At 38.9% G+C, this 17,873-nt stretch carries 15 protein-coding genes; 1 reads left to right on the forward strand and 14 read right to left on the reverse strand.

The features are described from left to right. Window positions 1-16: 16 nt before the first annotated feature. The 10 genes from pstA to IV81_RS03095 all read right to left on the reverse strand — a co-directional run bounded on the left by pstA (window position 17) and on the right by IV81_RS03095 (window position 11,484). Entirely contained in the window at window positions 17-904 is an 888-nt protein-coding gene (gene pstA, locus IV81_RS03050; RefSeq protein ID WP_057802173.1) for a phosphate ABC transporter permease PstA, read from the reverse strand. Continuing rightward, window positions 904-1,812, reverse strand: coding sequence for a phosphate ABC transporter permease subunit PstC (gene pstC / locus IV81_RS03055; RefSeq protein WP_057802175.1), 909 nt, complete (start codon window positions 1,810-1,812; stop codon window positions 904-906). The genes pstA and pstC overlap by 1 nt, the downstream gene beginning before the upstream one ends. Window positions 1,813-1,814: 2 nt before the next feature. Continuing rightward, entirely contained in the window at window positions 1,815-2,690 is an 876-nt protein-coding gene (locus IV81_RS03060) for a phosphate ABC transporter substrate-binding protein (RefSeq protein WP_057802177.1), read from the reverse strand. A gap of 340 nt (window positions 2,691-3,030) precedes the next feature. Next, window positions 3,031-4,413, reverse strand: coding sequence for a sensor histidine kinase (locus tag IV81_RS03065; RefSeq protein WP_057802179.1), 1,383 nt, complete (start codon window positions 4,411-4,413; stop codon window positions 3,031-3,033). Continuing rightward, a complete protein-coding gene (locus IV81_RS03070; protein ID WP_057802181.1) occupies window positions 4,385-5,089 on the reverse strand; it encodes a response regulator transcription factor in 705 nt (234 codons plus the stop codon). The genes IV81_RS03065 and IV81_RS03070 overlap by 29 nt, the downstream gene beginning before the upstream one ends. A 13-nt stretch (window positions 5,090-5,102) precedes the next feature. After that, window positions 5,103-6,219 (reverse strand): peptide chain release factor 2 gene (prfB, locus tag IV81_RS03075; protein ID WP_138474487.1). Its coding sequence is split into 2 segments (ribosomal slippage): window positions 5,103-6,146 and window positions 6,148-6,219, totalling 1,116 coding nucleotides; the frame shifts between segments, so codons are not numbered across the junction. 72 nt (window positions 6,220-6,291) lie between these two features. Further along, window positions 6,292-8,652, reverse strand: coding sequence for a preprotein translocase subunit SecA (secA, locus tag IV81_RS03080; RefSeq protein ID WP_057802185.1), 2,361 nt, complete (start codon window positions 8,650-8,652; stop codon window positions 6,292-6,294). Window positions 8,653-8,813: 161 nt separating this feature from the next. Next, window positions 8,814-9,368, reverse strand: a complete 555-nt coding sequence (gene hpf, locus IV81_RS03085; RefSeq protein ID WP_057802187.1) for a ribosome hibernation-promoting factor, HPF/YfiA family — start codon at window positions 9,366-9,368, stop codon at window positions 8,814-8,816. A 128-nt stretch (window positions 9,369-9,496) separates the two neighbouring features. Then, a complete protein-coding gene (locus IV81_RS09485) occupies window positions 9,497-10,171 on the reverse strand; it encodes a ComF family protein (protein WP_236696819.1) in 675 nt (224 codons plus the stop codon). After that, the gene (locus IV81_RS03095) at window positions 10,168-11,484 is read right to left on the reverse strand and encodes an ATP-dependent helicase ComFA (RefSeq protein WP_057802189.1); all 1,317 of its coding nucleotides are present in this window, start codon (window positions 11,482-11,484) and stop codon (window positions 10,168-10,170) included. The genes IV81_RS09485 and IV81_RS03095 overlap by 4 nt, the downstream gene beginning before the upstream one ends. A 32-nt stretch (window positions 11,485-11,516) precedes the next feature. On the opposite strand from IV81_RS03095, the gene IV81_RS03100 reads away from it, so the two are divergent. Continuing rightward, on the forward strand, window positions 11,517-12,152 hold the full coding sequence (locus IV81_RS03100) for a YigZ family protein (protein ID WP_057802191.1): 636 nt from the start codon (window positions 11,517-11,519) through the stop codon (window positions 12,150-12,152). Window positions 12,153-12,215: 63 nt separating this feature from the next. On the opposite strand, the gene IV81_RS03105 is transcribed toward IV81_RS03100, so the two are convergent. The 4 genes from IV81_RS03105 to groES all read right to left on the reverse strand — a co-directional run bounded on the left by IV81_RS03105 (window position 12,216) and on the right by groES (window position 17,711). After that, complete coding sequence (locus tag IV81_RS03105) at window positions 12,216-13,382, reverse strand: glycosyltransferase family 4 protein (RefSeq protein ID WP_057802193.1); 1,167 nt, start codon at window positions 13,380-13,382, stop codon at window positions 12,216-12,218. Window positions 13,383-13,585: 203 nt separating this feature from the next. Beyond that, window positions 13,586-15,418 carry an APC family permease gene (locus IV81_RS03110; protein WP_057802194.1) on the reverse strand — a complete coding sequence of 611 codons (1,833 nt, stop codon included), beginning with the start codon at window positions 15,416-15,418 and terminating at the stop codon, window positions 13,586-13,588. A 354-nt stretch (window positions 15,419-15,772) separates the two neighbouring features. Continuing rightward, entirely contained in the window at window positions 15,773-17,395 is a 1,623-nt protein-coding gene (gene groL, locus IV81_RS03115) for a chaperonin GroEL (protein ID WP_057802196.1), read from the reverse strand. Between the two features lie 31 nt (window positions 17,396-17,426). Continuing rightward, a complete protein-coding gene (groES, locus tag IV81_RS03120; protein ID WP_057802199.1) occupies window positions 17,427-17,711 on the reverse strand; it encodes a co-chaperone GroES in 285 nt (94 codons plus the stop codon). Window positions 17,712-17,873 lie beyond the last annotated feature (162 nt).

Consider the following 17,873-nt stretch of genomic DNA (forward strand, 5'->3'; position numbering starts at 1 on the left):
TCTTTCCCCTCACAATCTATTTACTAGCGGTAATCTTTCGGTAAATATAATTACCAGCAAAACGTGCCCCTAAATTAAAGATCAAAACTGCGACTACCAGTACGGCCGACGCTCCAGCCGAAACTTGGCTTGCATCAGGCATGATTCCTTCAGTATTAATTTTCCAGATATGCACGGCCAAGGTTTCCGCAGGTCGGAATATATTTAAAGGACTATCTCCACTCAATGGATTCCAATTTGCATAGTTCAACATTGGCGCACTTTGTCCAGCAGTAAAAATTAACGCCGCGGCTTCCCCAAACACACGTCCAGCACTCAAAATAATTCCTGTTAAAATTCCTGGTAATGCTGCGGGAACAACAACCTTTGTGACCGTTTTCCAGCGTGAAAGACCCAAGGATAATCCTGCCTCACGCTGTAAATTAGAAACCCCATTTAGTGAATTTTCTATATTTCTGGTCAGCAGTGGTAAATTAAAAAATGTTAATGCAATCGCCCCAGAAATAATCGAAAATCCTAGTTTAAACTGAACTACAAACAGTAAAAATCCAAACAGACCAACCACAACAGATGGTAGCGAACTTAGAACTTCGATCGTAATTCGAATTGCATCAGTCAACCAATTTTTTTTGGCATATTCAGCCAGGTAGATTCCCGCACCTAAAGAAATCGGAAAAGAAATAATTAGGGTTAATATCAGAAGATAAAATGAATTAAATAGTTGATCACCAATCCCTCCACCGGCACTAAATGCCGAAGCAGGCGAGGTTAAAAATGACCAAGTAACATGTGGCAATCCTGAAATTAGGATAAATCCTAGCAGAGCCACTAAAATTAAAACGACGATTCCAACCAAGATATAGATGATTGCAGTGGCAATCTTATCGGCTTTTTTAGCGTTCATTAGAAGGCTCCCTTCTTTCCAATAAATCTTGTTAACAGGTTAAATACTAGGGACATTAATAGCAATACCAACGCTAGTGACCACAACGCGTTATTTGGTAGTGTTCCGAGGACTGTGTTTCCAATTCCGGTTGTTAAGACACTAGTCAAAGTTGATGCTGGTGAAACTAGGTCCTGTGGTAAAATTGACGCATTTCCGATTACCATTTGAACCGCGAGAGCTTCTCCAAAAGCACGTGCCATTCCAAAAATAATTGCGGTTAGTAATCCTGGAATGGATGCCCGAATAATTACTTTGTAAATGGTTTGCCATCTAGTTGCTCCGAGTGCTAAAGACGCTTCGCGATAAAAACGCGGCACTGCTTTTAGGCTATCAACGTACATTGAAGTGACCGTTGGCAAAACCATGACGAACAATACAAATGTTCCTGATAGAATCCCGAAGCCAGTCCCACCAAATACCGCCCGGGTGAACGGAACTACAACCGTCAGTCCAATGAATCCATACACAACTGATGGAATTCCAACCAATAGTTCAATTACCGGCTGAAGGATTGCTTGTCCCCGTTTTCCAGAAATATCCGTCATAAATACGGCTGTTGCAATCGCAAATGGCGCAGCTAAAATTGCCGATAAAACTGTAACTCCAAACGAACCGACAATCATTGGTAATGCACCAACTAGCGGCTGCGGTTTGGCACTTGGATTCCACACTTTTTTAGTGAAAAAATCAGTAAAACTCATTTTGTTTTCAAAAAAGGTTGCCAAGCCTTTCGAAGTAATCATGTACAAGATCGATAAAACAACTAACATAATTAGAAAAATACAGAATAATGAAATTAATTTTCCTCGTTGATCTTGTCTTGAAGCTTTTGACTTTTTCATAAGTTCCGTTTTTACTGCATCCATTACTATTCAGCTCCTTTAATTGGAATTACTTTATCGTCAGGCGTTAGTTCAACTTTCATACTGTGAATTGAAATATATCCTAGGTCTGAGACTAAATTATTTTGAACCGTTTCCGAAGTCATATATTTGATAAAATCTTTGGCCGCCTTACTTGGATTTTGTTTCGTATACATGTGTTCATAAGACCAAATTTTCCAGTTGTCATTAACAACGTTCTTAGCGGTTGGTTGTACATTATCAATTGAAAGATGTTTAATTTGATTATTAAAGTATGAAAAAGATAGATAACTGATTGCGCCTGGAGTGGCTTGAACAATTTTTTGAACCGTTCCGTTTGAATCTTGTTCTTGCGCATTCAATGCGGTTTTTCCTTTCAATACAACCCGTTCAAAAGATTTTCGAATTCCGCTCCCCTGTGCTCGGTTGATTACAACAATTTTTTGATTTGGACCGCCAACCTCTTTCCAGTTCGTGATCTTACCCGTAAAAATCTTTTGTAAGTTTAGCATTGAAATATTTTTAATTGGAACATCTTTATTCACAACTGGTGCCATTCCAACTACCGCAACTCGATTATCGACTAATTTTTTAGCATCAATCCCATCTTGTTGCTCGGCATAGACATCAGAATTTCCAATATCAACGGCCCCCTGTTGTACCTGGCTTAATCCTGTTCCAGATCCGCCACCTTGAACGGTAATATCTACACCGTCATGTTTTACCTGGTAATCAGCTGCCGCCTTTTCTACCAGTGGTTGCAGAGCCGTTGACCCAACGATTGTCACCGACTTTTTTTGCGATTGCGTGCCACATCCCGACAAAACTAAGATAAATGCGATAACTGTTGTAAAGAGAATACCCTTACCAAAGCTTTTCATTGTCCTGACCCCTTTTCTCTAATCTCTAATTTCATTTTCAATACTACCTGAGCTACGTAAAGGTTAGATATTGGAAATGTAAAGATTTGGTAAAGACTCCTAAAAGTGTTTATCCGGATCAAATTTCACAAGTTTTTGACGTAAATAAAAAAGCTCCAAATAGAGCCAGTTTTCACTGAACCACTATTCGAGCTTTTCTCCAATTATTTTAAAACAATTATTCTAAATTTATTGAATATTTAACATACCGTTTATTTTCAGGAATTAAAAAGCTAAATCGCATTTTTTGGAGTTTGCAATTCATTTGTGTTGTCTGATTAACTAAGTCACGCCGCGTTTTTTACGCTTGCCGCTTAAATTTCACAAACACCGCAGTTCCACTTTCCATATCCGATTCAATCCGGACGCTTCCGCCCATATCGGCTACGGCTTCCTTAACAATGGCTAATCCCAGTCCGGTACCGCCTTTGATGGCGTTATTCACACGATAAAAACGCTCAAAGACTCGTTCCGTTTGGTCCATTGGGATACCTACACCGGTGTCACTGACAATTAACTCCCACCCATCATGATGTGATCGGTAATCAACGGCTATCTTTCCACCAACCTTGTTGTAACGAATTGCGTTTGTAATTAAATTTTTTGTAATTTGAAATAGGTCATTTTCAACAACCTTTTCAGCAATATCTCGTGGAATGTTATTTTGAATAGTTAAATTCATCCCTTTAATATTACCTTCCATCATCTGCAATTGTTGGTCAACATAATCGTAAATGTTAATTTCTTTACGCTCTGAATTTCCATTTTTCACTCGTGACATTGTCAAAATGTCATCCGTCAACTGAACCAGTTTGTCACTTTCTGACTTAATAATGTGTAAAAAGTTATTCAGCGTCTCCGGATCATCCTTCGCTCCGCCAAGTAGTGTATCAGCAAATCCAGCAATTGATGTGATTGGCGTTCTTAATTCGTGCGATGCGTTATTAACGAAATCCCGTTCAATTCGTTTAGATTGTACGGCAGCCGTCACATCGTACAGTAAAACTATTATTTCAAATTTATGATGTACTTTAGGACTGTAAACAATCGTGGTTTCAAAGACGTACGATTGATCTCCATCCAACTCGATGGTTTTAGTAATACTTTGTCGGCTCTGAAATACGCTATCCACTAGATTACTAAGCTCTTTATTTCGGATATCCATCGTGTATGGATGTGGGACATCTAGGCCTGTAATTCCTAAATGGTTAATTGCATATGTATTGGCCACCTGTAATTCACGATGCCTGTTGATAACCAAAACGCCAACCGGCAAGTTATCCACAATTGCTTCCAATTCGCTTTGTTGGTTAGTCAAAACGTGAATTTGGTGACGCTCATGCGTACTAATTTCATTGATCGTCTTGGATAAGTTATAGAAGGGATCATCTGGATCCAAATGAATCTTTGGAACTCGATTTCCTTTAATAACCTCTTCCAAATTTTTTCTAAACAAATGCTGTCGTTCGATAACATTTTTTTGATTGCTCCAAAAAACAATAATTTCAATGATTGTGATTAATAGGATTACAGCAACCAGTAATGACATATCTACTCGTGTCACTCGTGGATTTTCCTTAGTAATTAGCTTATATACAAGAAAGGCCATAAACGCATTTCCAACTAAACTGGCAAATCCAAACTGAACGGTCCGGCTAATTGCCTTTTTCCGAGATGAACTCATACCCAAACCCCCTGATTGTTTTTATTATTTTAGGATGTTTCGGATCATTTTCTAATTTATCCCGTAAATGACTGATATGAATATCAACAATTCTAGTTTGGCCGCTATATTCATAGCCCCAAACATTTTCTAGAATCTGATCCCTTGATAAAACTTGATTTGAATTTTTAAAAAGATATCTTAATAACTTAAACTCATTCGGCGTTAATTGAACCGTCTTTCCTCCGCGCTTCACAATCATTCTTTTGAAGTCGACAAATATGTCCGCTTGCTCAACAGATGGGTCGATTTTAGCCAAGTCAATTGCGCGGTCGGTCCGTCTCAAGATGGCTTTAATCCTTGATATTAGTTCTTGTGGACTAAACGGCTTTGTAATATAATCATCCGCCCCCAGTTCAAGTCCTAATATCTTATCCACTTCACTGGATTTGGCCGTCAACATGACAATTGGAACCTGCTCATTAAATTTTCGAATTTGCTTCGTCGCTTCGATTCCGTCTAGCTTAGGCAGCATTAAATCCATAATAATAAAATCAACAGACTCTTTTTGAACAGTTTCCACTGCATCTAACCCATTATTTGCACTGATCACATGATAATTAGCCTGTTCCAAATTATAAGTAAGCAAGGTGACGATTGATGGTTCGTCGTCAACAACTAATATCGTTCTAGCCATTTAGAAAATCTCCTTATTTTGGATTATCGCCCTTTAATTTCCACTGTAAGTAGGCGTTAATAAACCCATCCAGATCACCATCCATAACACCTTGAACGTTGGCCGTTTCAAAATTACTACGATGATCTTTAACCATGGAATATGGATGGAAGACGTAGGATCGAATTTGTGATCCCCAGCCAATCTCGAGTTGTGTTCCCTCTAGTTTTGCTTTTTCTTCAGCCTTTTTTTGCTCTTCTAATTCAAACAACTTGGCCTTCAGCATGTTCATCGCTGTCACCCGATTTTGTAACTGAGAGCGTTCAGCCTGACTTGCAACAACAATTCCCGTTGGTAAATGCGTAATTCGGACCGCGGAGGAAGTTTTGTTGATATGTTGTCCTCCAGCTCCACTTGAGCGATATACATCAACTCGCAAATCGTCCTGATTAATATTAACTTCAACCGAATCATCTAATTCAGGCATTACATCCACAGACGCAAAAGAAGTGTGTCGACGGCCGGCAGAATCAAACGGTGACAACCGAACCAGACGGTGGACACCTTTTTCCGATCGCAAATAACCATACGCGTTATGACCAATAATTCTAATCGTCACACTGCTTATTCCAGCCACTTCACCCGCTTGATAATCTTCAATTTGGACTTTAAAACTGTGTTGCTCCGCCCATCTGGTGTACATTCGTAATAACATTGATCCCCAATCCTGGGATTCGGTTCCTCCCGCTCCGGGATGGATTTCAAGAATCGCGTTATTAGCATCGTATTTACCGTTTAATAACAGCCCTAAGCGATAATCTCCCAGAAGCTTTGCGGTTGACAACAGTTCTTCTTCAAATTCCGCTTGCATGTCGGCATCTGCTTCCAGCTCCAGCAATTCAAGCGTAACTTCCAAGTTATCCACATGATCGACTAAATTTTTAAAATTATCATACTTTTGTTTTAGCTCATTATTCTCATTAATAATAACTTGTGCCGCATCCTGGTCATCCCAGAACCCCGGTTCAGCCATTTTTAACTCATTAACACTGATACTTTCGTTCAATGCATCTAAGTCAAAGAGACCTCCCGAAGTCGGCAACTTCTTTTTTCATATCTTCAATTTGGTGTTTTGCTTCTACTAGCTCCATTAATTAAAACTCCTTTTATTCACAATAAAAACTGGGAATGGTTAACTCACCCTCCCAGTTTATTATATTCAACTATCTTTCTAGATTTTGACGAATTTCTGATTTCATAAATAAACGGGTTACTTCATATTCGATGTCGGTAACCATTTCGTTAAACATCCGATAACCTTCTTGTTGATACTCCACAAGTGGATTTAATTGTCCATAGCCTCGCAATCCAACAGATTGACGTAGCTGATCCATGGCATCAATATGATCCGTCCAGTGTTGGTCAACCACTCGTAAAATGACCACCTTTTCAAATTCAAGAATTTGAGCGGGATCATAGAGTGCTTTTTCTTTAACCTGATACATTTGATCCGCTAATTGTTTTAAGTATACCTTAATTTCCTTAGCAGACATTCCAGCGAGATCTTCTCGATTAATATCTTTATCTGAAACCAATGCCGTCCTTGCGAATTCCACAATTGTATCTAGGTCATAGCTTTTTTGTGTCTTTTGCGTGTGTGCATCAACCACCCGGTCAATCGTCCGATAAACCATTGGCATTAAGACGTCCTTCAAGCCGTTTTCTTCCATAATTACTTGCTGACGTTCCGCATAGATTACTTCACGTTGAGCACGCATAACATCATCATATTGGAGAACATTTTTACGTGCGTCATAGTTATTACCCTCAACTCGTTTTTGAGCTGATTCTACCTGGCGGCTAATTAAACGGCTTTGAATTACAGCATCTTCATCGGCAACTTTCATTCTTGAAAGTAAATCCTTAATTCTCTCCGAACCGAAACGAATCATCAGATCATCTTCAAGTGAAAGATAGAATTGCGACATTCCGACATCCCCTTGACGTCCTGAACGGCCACGTAACTGGTTATCGATCCGTCGTGATTCATGTCGTTCTGTACCAATAACGGCCAAGCCACCTAATTCAACCACTCCAGGTCCGAGCTTAATATCCGTTCCACGACCAGCCATATTTGTCGCAATTGTTACTGCACCCTTTTGACCAGCATTTGTAACAATTTCCGCTTCGCGGGCGTGGTTTTTAGCATTTAAAACGACGTGTGGAACATTTTCCCGATCTAACAGTCGTGATAAATACTCCGATGTTTCAACCGCCACTGTACCAACTAAGATCGGTTGGCCCTTGGTATGAAGCTTTTTAATTTCTTTGACAACCGCCTTAAATTTACTCTCTAAAGTTGGGTATAACAAATCCGCACGATCATCACGGGCGACGGGACGGTTCGTTGGAATTGATGTAACTTCCATATTATAAATTTCACGAAATTCTTCCGCTTCTGTTCTTGCGGTACCCGTCATTCCGGAAAGTTTACGATACATCCGGAAGAGATTTTGGTAAGTGATATTGGCCATTGTTTTGGCACCATCTTGAATTTCAACATGTTCTTTTGCTTCGATTGCTTGATGAAGTCCATCTGAGAAACGCCGACCTTCCATCACACGACCAGTAAATGAATCAACAATCAATACTTCACCATCAGAAACCACATAATCTTTATCTTTAAGCATAATGTAATTTGCTCGTAAAGCCTGATCGATATGATGATTTAACGCACTATTCTCAACGTCATACAAATTCTCTGTCCTGAAAAAGTTTTCAGCACGGCGAATTCCATTTTCTGTTAAAGAAATAGATTTTGACTCCCAGTCAATGGTGTAATCACCCTCTGCCAAAGTTTTAACAAACCGATCAGCACGTTCATACAACGTTACAGAAGGCTCCGTCTGACCGGAAATGATTAACGGCGTTCGAGCCTCATCAATTAAAATTGAATCAACCTCATCGATTAATGCAAAGTTTAGTGGACGTTGAACCATATCCTCTTTGTAAACCACCATGTTATCTCTCAAATAATCGAAACCAATTTCACTATTAGTTGAGTACGTGATATCGCAATTATAGGCCTCGCGTTTTTGATCTGGTGTCATCTCCGCTGAGTTTACTCCAACCGTCAACCCGAGCCAATTATAAAGTTCACCCATTTCAGTTGAGTCTCGTTCAGCAAGGTACTCATTAACCGTAACAACGTGAACCCCTTGTCCGCCAAGCGCATTTAAATAAACGGGTAAAGTAGCCGTTAAAGTTTTACCTTCTCCAGTCTTCATTTCCGCGATATTACCGCCATGAAGGACCATTCCACCGATTAATTGAACACGGAATGGAAATAATCCTAATACCCGCTTGGCTGCCTCACGGGCAACCGCGAACGCTTCGACCAAAATATCGTCCAAAGTTTCTCCATTTTGAAGACGTTCTTTGAATTCCGGGGTCTTTGCCTTTAGTTCAACATCATTTAATTGTTCCATTTCTTCTTTTAGGGCTTCTATTTTATCTGCTTTTTTTCCAAGCCGTTTTAGCTCTCGAGCATCACTTTCAACCCATTTTCTTAAAATGTTTGCCATGCACTTATTCCTTCCGTACTATATCTTAATCGTAAAAACGATAGCCTGTTTCAGTTTATCATTTTTATTCTTACAATTAAACTCATTTAAAAGTAAAAAGCTTAATAAACCATTAAAGGTTTATTAAACTTTTTGATTATTTATTAAATTTAAGTATCAATTTATTCGTTTGCAGATTCGATCAAACCATAACGACCATCACGACGACGGTATACAATGTCAACCGCTCCAGTATCTGCATCCTCATAGATAAAGAAGTTGTGTCCAAGCATATCCATCTGTAAGATTGCTTCTTCACTTCCCATTGGCTTTAAGGAAACTTGCTTTGTCCGAACGATATCAAAAATGCTTGTCTCTTCCTCATTTTCAACAACATCTTCCTTAGGAACTTCAACGCCCTTATAGCCCTTCTCGCGGGACTTACGGTTAATTTTTGTCTTGTATTTACGAAGTTGACGCTCTAACTTATCAGTTACTAGATCAACGCTAGCATATAAATCGGGCGAAGTTTCTTCTGCTCTTAATACCAAGTATGGCATTGGAATTGTTACTTCCACTTTAGCTGTGCGATCTTGGTATACTTTCAAGTTTACGTGAGCCTTTGGACTGGCACCTTGATCAAAGTACTTTTCAATTTTGCCAATTCGTTTCTCCACATATTCCCGAATTGCTTCTGTTACTTCAATATTTTCACCACGTACATTAAAATCAAGCATAAGACTTCTCTCCTTTCAACTGTGAACAAGCAACGTTCACTACAGAAATATAAGTTTTAATACATGTATTTCTGTACACCTTTATTATAAATGAAAACGCTATAATAAACAATCAATATCCTCAAATACTATCTACAAAGTGTAATGGATCGCACAGTCCGAACACCCTGCTTTTTCAAAACATCTGCTGCTTGGCGAATCGTTGTTCCAGTGGTATAAATGTCGTCAACTAGTAGAACGTTTTGACCGTCAATCGCATGGTTATCAATGGCTTTAAAAGTATTGACGTGCGCCAATCGCTCCTCTCGGTTACGTTGAAATTGATGCTTACTATTTTCAGTTCGCTGGTTTGATAGAACATTCAAAAAATCAAGTCCCTCAATTAGTCCAGTTACCTGATTAAATCCACGTGCCTTCATTGTATCTTCATCGATTGGGATTGGCACAATTTGTTCATTTTCTTTAATCGAATTTTTAATAAAATTAACAAATCTTTCACGAAAAACCAAGCGTAACGCGTAGTCACCCTGAAACTTATATGATTTAAAAAAAGCACGCATCATTGCATTATACTGAAACATGGATTGATTGATTAGTCCATCATTCCAACTTTTACAGTCCGAGCATTCGATTGATGCCGTAATTTTTGAACATGTCGTGCATATTTTTTTACCCTCCAAAAGTGTGAATTGACTGAAACATTCGCGACACGCCGCCGATTCGTTAAATCTTTTAAAGCTTAAAATAAACTCCAGACTTGATGCATTAGCAATATCCTTAGAACAGATTAAACACGTTTTCATAATGTCGTCTTCCTATTCATAAATTTAATTTGTTTTTGTGCTCGCTTAATATTACGGTTCAACATTGAACAAATAAATAAGACCGTTCCGGTTGGCCGTTGAGGACTTCGACCAACTCGACCGGCAATTTGCACCAATGCTGCCATTGAAAAAACCTGATCATCTGCACCGAGGACGGCTACATCAATCCCTGGAAAAGTAACCCCCCGTTCTAAAATTGTCGTTGTCACCAACACATCAAGTTTTTGCTCACGCATCAATTGCACTTTTTCAATCCTTTCTTGATCTGCAGCGTGGACGGTCAGAATTCTTAGCTCAGGATATTTTTTCTGGATCACCTTCATTACCAGTGATAACTCTTTAATTTGGGGTACAAAAAGCAAAAATTGGCGTTGATTTTCAATTTGCTCGTCAATGAATTTTTGTAGGCAGTGGGGAATCTGATTTTTATTAAATCTTTTTATCCAGTTTTGACCGGTCGTCACTTGAATTTCTGGTAAGGGATGTCCGTGGAAACGCTGCGTTAAATAACTCGTTGCTAATTTTCCATTTCGACTATTTTTCAATAATTCTCCATCTGGAGTTGCCGTCAAGTAAATGACCGAACTTTTTATTTTTTTAGCGTGTTGCACCGCGAAATGCAATTCATCATTAGTAGCAAACGGAAAAGAATCAACCTCGTCAATTATTAAGACGTCAAATGCGTGGTAAAATCTTAATAGCTGGTGCGTTGTACATAAAACAAACTGGGTGTATTCGTACGGCTCAATTGCTCGTCCATGCAGTAACATTATTCTTTGCTCTGGAAAAGCCTTTTGAAGCCGTGGAAATAGTTCTAAAACAACGTCTACTCTTGGCGAACAAATACAAATTCGCTTTCCATGCATTAAGCCATGGTCGATTCCTGGAAAAAGCATTTCAGTTTTTCCGGCACCAGTCACCGCCCACAGAAGCCGATCGGTCTTTTGATTGATTGAATCAATAATTTGTCTGGAGCATTTATTTTGAGCAGCGGTCAACTTGCCTTGCCATTTAAGGTAGCTTTTTCCTTTGCTAAAATTATTTGGTTCGGGTAGCGTTCCTAAGCGAATTAATGATGAAATTCGGCCCAAATTTAAACATTTTCGACAGTAAATTTGATCATTTGGAAGCCGACCTTCATTCAGTGGTGTTTTTCCTCCGCAACGATAGCAATAAATTTTTTGTCCTTTGCAGATGATAGTATCAACATAGTCAACATGAGTCTTTGCAATGTCACTCGTCTTAATTGGGACCAATCGTCCATAGTATTTTTCTTTCAATTTTTCAAGCATAGTTTATACATACGAAAAAAGGAGTATTTTTCTTGAAATTAATTTTATCTACCAGTGCATCTTTTAAAAGTGAACATGAAATTAAAAAATCAAAATTTATCAGTCGCATTGTTCCCATCAAAACTGAAGCAGAAGCAAACCAAAAAATTGAAGAAATTCGCGAAATTGAATCAAAAGCAACTCACAATTGCTATGCCTTTATTTTAGGGGATCAGCAAGATATTCAACGTGCTTCAGACGATGGCGAGCCATCTGGAACTGCCGGTGTCCCCATCCTCGAAGTTTTAAAGCGGGAAAACTTAACGAACATTTTGGTGGTGGTTACTCGCTACTTTGGTGGAATCAAGCTTGGAGCAGGAGGACTAATTCGAGCTTATGGATCAAGTGCTTCTCTTGTCGTTCAAGAAGCTGACCTTGTTCAACTCATTGACCAAGAACGTTTATCAATCATGGTTAACTATCAGAACAACGATCAATTGGACTATTACCTAGCACAAAATAATTTGTCAATTTTGAATACCGAATATACTACTCAGGTAACGACAACCATCTCGGCACCAAAAGAACAACTTTCAAAAATTAAAGATGAGTTAGTTGGGATGTTCAGCGGCAACGTATCTTTTAAAGACCTTGGGAAACAACGAGTTGAACTTCCTTATCCAAACTAAATTAAAAGAGATTCAGAAGTAGTCACTTCCGAATCTCTTTTTATGTCTGACAACTATATTGTATTAGCGTCCTTTTTTATGGCGTTCACTCCGTGTTCGAACTTGATCACGCAGCGTATTTTCTTCTTTAAACTCATTACTATCCGTTTTAGATGTGTTTGAACGGACCATCTTTCGAATCCAATTGAGCATGGGTGTTCGATTTTCACCAACCAAGCCAATCGCTTCCACAAACAGTTCGATCCCAATCAATATAGCAATGGTGAGTAAAACCGATCCCCAAAAAGTCGAGATTGGATATAAAAGTGCAATAAACGAAAAAATTAGTGATATTCCATAAATTACCAATACGGTTTGGCGATGCGTCAGCCCCATTTGCATTAAGCGATGATGTAAATGGCGTTTGTCCGCATGTGAAATCGATTCTTTATTTAAAAGTCGCCGTAAAATAGCATAAACTGTGTCTGTAATCGGAACTCCTAAAATCATAACTGGAATTAATATTGAAATAAACGTCGCATTTTTCAATCCTGATAACGAAAAAATCGAAATCATAAATCCAATAAATAGAGCTCCCGTGTCACCTAAGTAAATTCGAGCTGGGAAAAAATTATAGGGTAAAAATCCTATTTCTGCCGCAACTAGAGTAAAAATCATAATTACCACGTATATATTAGTTGATGGTAAAAAGAATAGTCCCGTAAATCCCGTCGTAAATAACGCAATAATTGTTACTCCAGTTGCCAAGCCATCCAAGCCATCAAGAAGATTAATTGCATTGGTAATTGCCGCAATCCAGAGTAACGTGATCGGTAATGAAAACCATCCGAGGTAGACCATCCCCACAAAGGGAATCGTCAGTGTGGTCATCCGGACATTAGCGAACATGTAAACCGCCAATGCCGCTAACAAAATTCCCAACATTTTTTGAGTAGGTTTTAATTCAAAAATATCGTCAATAATTCCCGTTATTAAGATGATACACTCACCAAAGAAAATCCCATACAACTGCAGATTAGGAATTTGATCCCTAAGCAGAAAAAATAGTGAGAAGTTGAAGGCAATAAAGATCGCTAGACCACCCATTGTTGGCATAGGAACTTTATTCACCCTTCGTGCCGTTGGTTTATCAACCGCTCCAACTTTAAAAGAAATTCTTCGGACAAATGGCGTTAATATTGCCGAAATGATCATTGTTGCGAATAGACTAACAATTATCTCAAATCGCATAACTTGTCCTCTTTTTGTTCATAATAAGCTTATTATACCGAATCTGTTAAACCATATACAATGACCTTCACAAAAATAACAAACAATTTAAACCAATCTTTCAGAAATCAAAAAAATCTTCACATTTTTACGGCTAAATATATTGTAAAAAAGAACCGCAATCGACTATAACTCGATCACGGTTCTAAATATTAACTAATATTTTACTTTAAGTGGTAATTATAAGTTGAAACAATGATATTTTCGCGAGAATTCAACGATGCTCTTAAGCGTAATCCCGTTTGGTTATGCAAGATATTTTGCCATGGCTTTCTTGGAACAAACTGTGGTACTAATACCGTAGTTGTATAGTTCCGTTCTGCAGCTCGTCTGGCAATCACATCACAGAAACGCAAGGTCGGGTTGGTAATTGAGCGGTATGACGAATGAATATCCACGAATCTTACGTCCGGATACTCGGCCTTGAATTCCATCGCCGTCTTATGCTCTTTTTCCGGATTAGAGTCAAACGAAACGTGCATCGCAATGACGTAATCACCAATCGATCTAGCATAGTTAATCGCACCAGACGTCACCTGGGTAACATTGCTAACCAAAACAATAACGGTCGATCCATCATAATCATGTAGATTTACTTTACCCTTTTCAATTACTCGTAATTGATCGGCAACCTCATCGTAGTGACGACGAATCTTGTAAAACATCATCAATAGCAATGGCATAACAATAAAGTAAGGCCATACATTGCTAAAATGTAGGAACAACAAACAGATAACCAAGACGGCTGATAAAAGTGCCCCAAGGAAGTTAGCCGCCGAGTTCCATACCCAACTCTTACCGCCTTCACGCTTCCAATGGATAATCATTCCCGATTGCGACAATGTAAATGGAACGAAAACCCCAATCGCGTATAACGGAATTAAGAGTCCCGTTTGTCCGCCAAAGATTAAAATCAAAACGATGGCTCCGGCAGCTAGTGAGATAATCCCATTGGAATATCCAAGTCGATCTCCGCGATCCATGTAAGCATGTGGCATAAATTTATCCTTTGCCAAATTGTAGGCCAACATTGGAAACGCTGAAAAACCAGTATTTGCAGCAACTGCCAAAATTAGGGCGGTTGCTAGCTGGAGGACGTAATAGAGAATTCCGTGTCCAAAAATGGTTACCCCAATTTGGGATAACACTGTCTGAGAATCACTTGGAACAATCCCGCTGTAATACGCCAGGAACGTGATTCCAGCAAAGAATGAAGCTAAGATAAGCGACATAATTGCAAGGGTTCCAGCAGCATTCTTACGCCGCGGCTTCTTAAAGTTAGGCACGGCATTACTGATTGCTTCAACCCCGGTCAAAGAAGATGAACCTGATGATAAAGCCCTTAAGAATAAAATTACAGTCATTCCGGGAACAGCAGATCCAACGGCTGAAGCAGCGTGATATGTAATTTGTCCCGTGGCAATATTGTAGAGTCCTACTACAATCATAACTGAAATTACGACAATAAATAAGTAAACCGGAATGGTTAAGAAACTTGCCGACTCCCGCAGTCCACGTAAATTTAGCGCCATAATCCCCAAAACAATTAAAACTGCAATCGCAACATGATACTTTTGCAGTGCCGGAATTGCAGAGGTAATCGCCTCCGTTCCCGAAGTCACACTTACCGCAACGGTTAACATGTAGTCAACCAATAGCGATCCACCAGCAACTAAACCGGCGGAAGTCCCCCAGTTAGTGCTCGCTACGACATACGCACCACCACCGGAAGGATATGCCTTAATAATTTGGCGGTATGAAACCGTGATTGCGAATAACAGTACTAAAACTATCGCTGCAATCGGAATTGAATACCAGGTTGCGGCCGCAGATAAAACCATTAATACCGAGAGAATTTCTTCGGTACCATATGCAATAGATGATAACGCATCTGAAGAAAGTAATGCGAGCGCCTTAAATTTTGTTAAAGCTTGGCCACTCTCATCTAAAGTTTTCAGAGGCTTACCAATTAAAATCCGTTTTAAATACGAAAACATCTTTTACTCTCCGTTTCAAAAAATATGCAAATGAAATTCTACTCTAAATCTGCCGAATTAGCTAGCATCTTTTTCATTATAATTTATATACTGATAATAACAGAATTTACCTTGATAGAGTGTAATTTACTTGTAATATATGGATTTTAACCGTTGTTTCTAAAAATTACAAAAATTTAAGCACAAAAAAATCCCGACAAGACGAGTTCTCACTCATTTCGTCGGGATTAATTTTAATTTAATTATTTAATAATTACACATCTGGGTTAGTAAAGTTTAGCGCTGATTGGCTGAATATCCGGCGAATCTTGGCATTCTTCAAACCCTCAATGTTAAATCATTATTAATCACTTATTACATCATTCCGCCCATTCCAGGTGCTGCTGGTGCAGCAGGTGCTGGATTTTCTTCAGGTAAATCAGCTACAACCGCTTCAGTCGTCAATAGTAAGGCTGAAACACTAGCAGCATTTTGAAGTGCTGAACGAGTAACCTTTGTTGGGTCAACGATTCCGGCATCAATCATATCAACCCATTCGTCGTTAGCCGCATTGTAACCAATACCAGGTTTTTGACTCTTAAGCTTTGTAACGATTACAGAACCTTCTTCACCCGCGTTTTCAGCGATTTGGCGAACTGGTTCTTCAAGAGCACGACGAACGATGTTCACACCCGTTAATTCATCACCGTCTGCTTCAACGTCGTCAAGAGCTGAAATTACGTTTACTAATGCTGTACCACCACCAGAAACGAATCCTTCTTCAACGGCAGCTCGTGTAGCATTTAAAGCATCTTCAATCCGGTACTTCTTTTCTTTCAATTCGGTTTCGGTTGCAGCACCAACACGGATTACTGCCACGCCACCTGCTAATTTAGCAAGTCGTTCTTGAAGTTTTTCTCTATCAAAGTCAGAAGTTGTTTCACTAATTTGTTGTTTGATAATCGAAACACGTTCTGCGATTTGGCCCTGAGCTCCAGCACCTTCGACAATCGTTGTATCATCTTTTGTAACCGTAACTTTGTTTGATTGACCAAGTTGTTCAATTGTTACATCTTTAAGATTTAGTCCCAAATCATCCGTGATCACTGTTCCGCCAGTTAAAATAGCAATATCTTCAAGTTGTTCCTTACGGCGATCACCAAAGCCAGGTGCCTTAACTGCAACAACGTTGAATGTTCCACGCATCTTGTTTAAAACAAGTGTTGGAAGAGCTTCACCAGTGATATCATCAGCGATGATTAATAGTGAACGACTTTGTTCAACAACGGATTGAAGCACTGGAAGAATATCTTGAATATTACCAATCTTTTTGTCGGTAATTAAAATATATGGGTTATCAAGGTTGGCTTCCATCTTATCGTTATCAGTCACCATGTATTGTGACATGTAACCACGATCAAATTGCATCCCTTCAACAACATCAAGAGTTGTATCAACACCACGTGATTCTTCAATTGTAATTACACCGTCGTTACCAACCTTATCCATTGCGTTAGCGATTAATTCACCAACTTCTGGATTAGCAGAGGAAATTGAAGCAATCTGTGCGATATCGTCTTTTGTCTTTACTTCGTGTGACATATCATGTAAAGCTTCAACTGCTTTAGCCGTGGCTTTTTCAATTCCGCGGCGAATGCCAACTGGATTTGCTCCAGCAGTAACGTTCTTCATTCCTTCGTTAACAATTGCTTGGGTTAAGACAGTTGCTGTTGTTGTTCCGTCTCCAGCAATATCGTTTGTCTTTGAAGCAACTTCAGATACTAACTTAGCACCCATATTTTCAAAATGATCTTCTAATTCGATTGCCTTGGCAATTGTTACACCATCATTGGTAATTGTTGGTGAACCATATGATTGTTCCAAAACAACGTTTCGACCCTTTGGTCCAATTGTTGACTTAACAGTGTCTGCTAATTTATCAACACCCTTAAGCATTTTTGTACGTGCATCTTCTGAAAACTTAATTTCTTTAGCCATCGATCTAACACCCCTAAATTTTTAAAATAAATTATTCAACAACTGCAACTAAGTCCTTTTCATGGACAACTAAATATTTTTGATCTTCATATGAAACTTCTGTACCCGCATATTTATCATAAATTACGGTATCGCCCACTTTAACGTTCATTGGCAATGTTTCACCGTTTTCTAAAACAGTACCGTTACCGACAGCGATAATCTTTCCAGTTTGGGACTTTTCTTTAGCATTGCTTGCAAGCACAATGCCTCCGACAGTTTGTTCTTCTTCATCTTGAGCTTCTAATATAACGCGATCTCCTAATGGTTTTAACACGTGAATCCCTCCAAATATAGATACTTTACTGTAAGATATGTTTAGCACTCTTCATCTCTAAGTGCTAACTACAAAGATAACTATAACATGATTTTTTAAGATTGCAAGCATTTTTGACCTTTACTAACCAAACAAATTTATCAGTGTTTTAAATATGCTATA

Origin of the sequence: Pediococcus stilesii, assembly GCF_001437075.1 — a bacterium.
Taxonomy (GTDB): Bacteria; Bacillota; Bacilli; order Lactobacillales; family Lactobacillaceae; genus Pediococcus; species Pediococcus stilesii.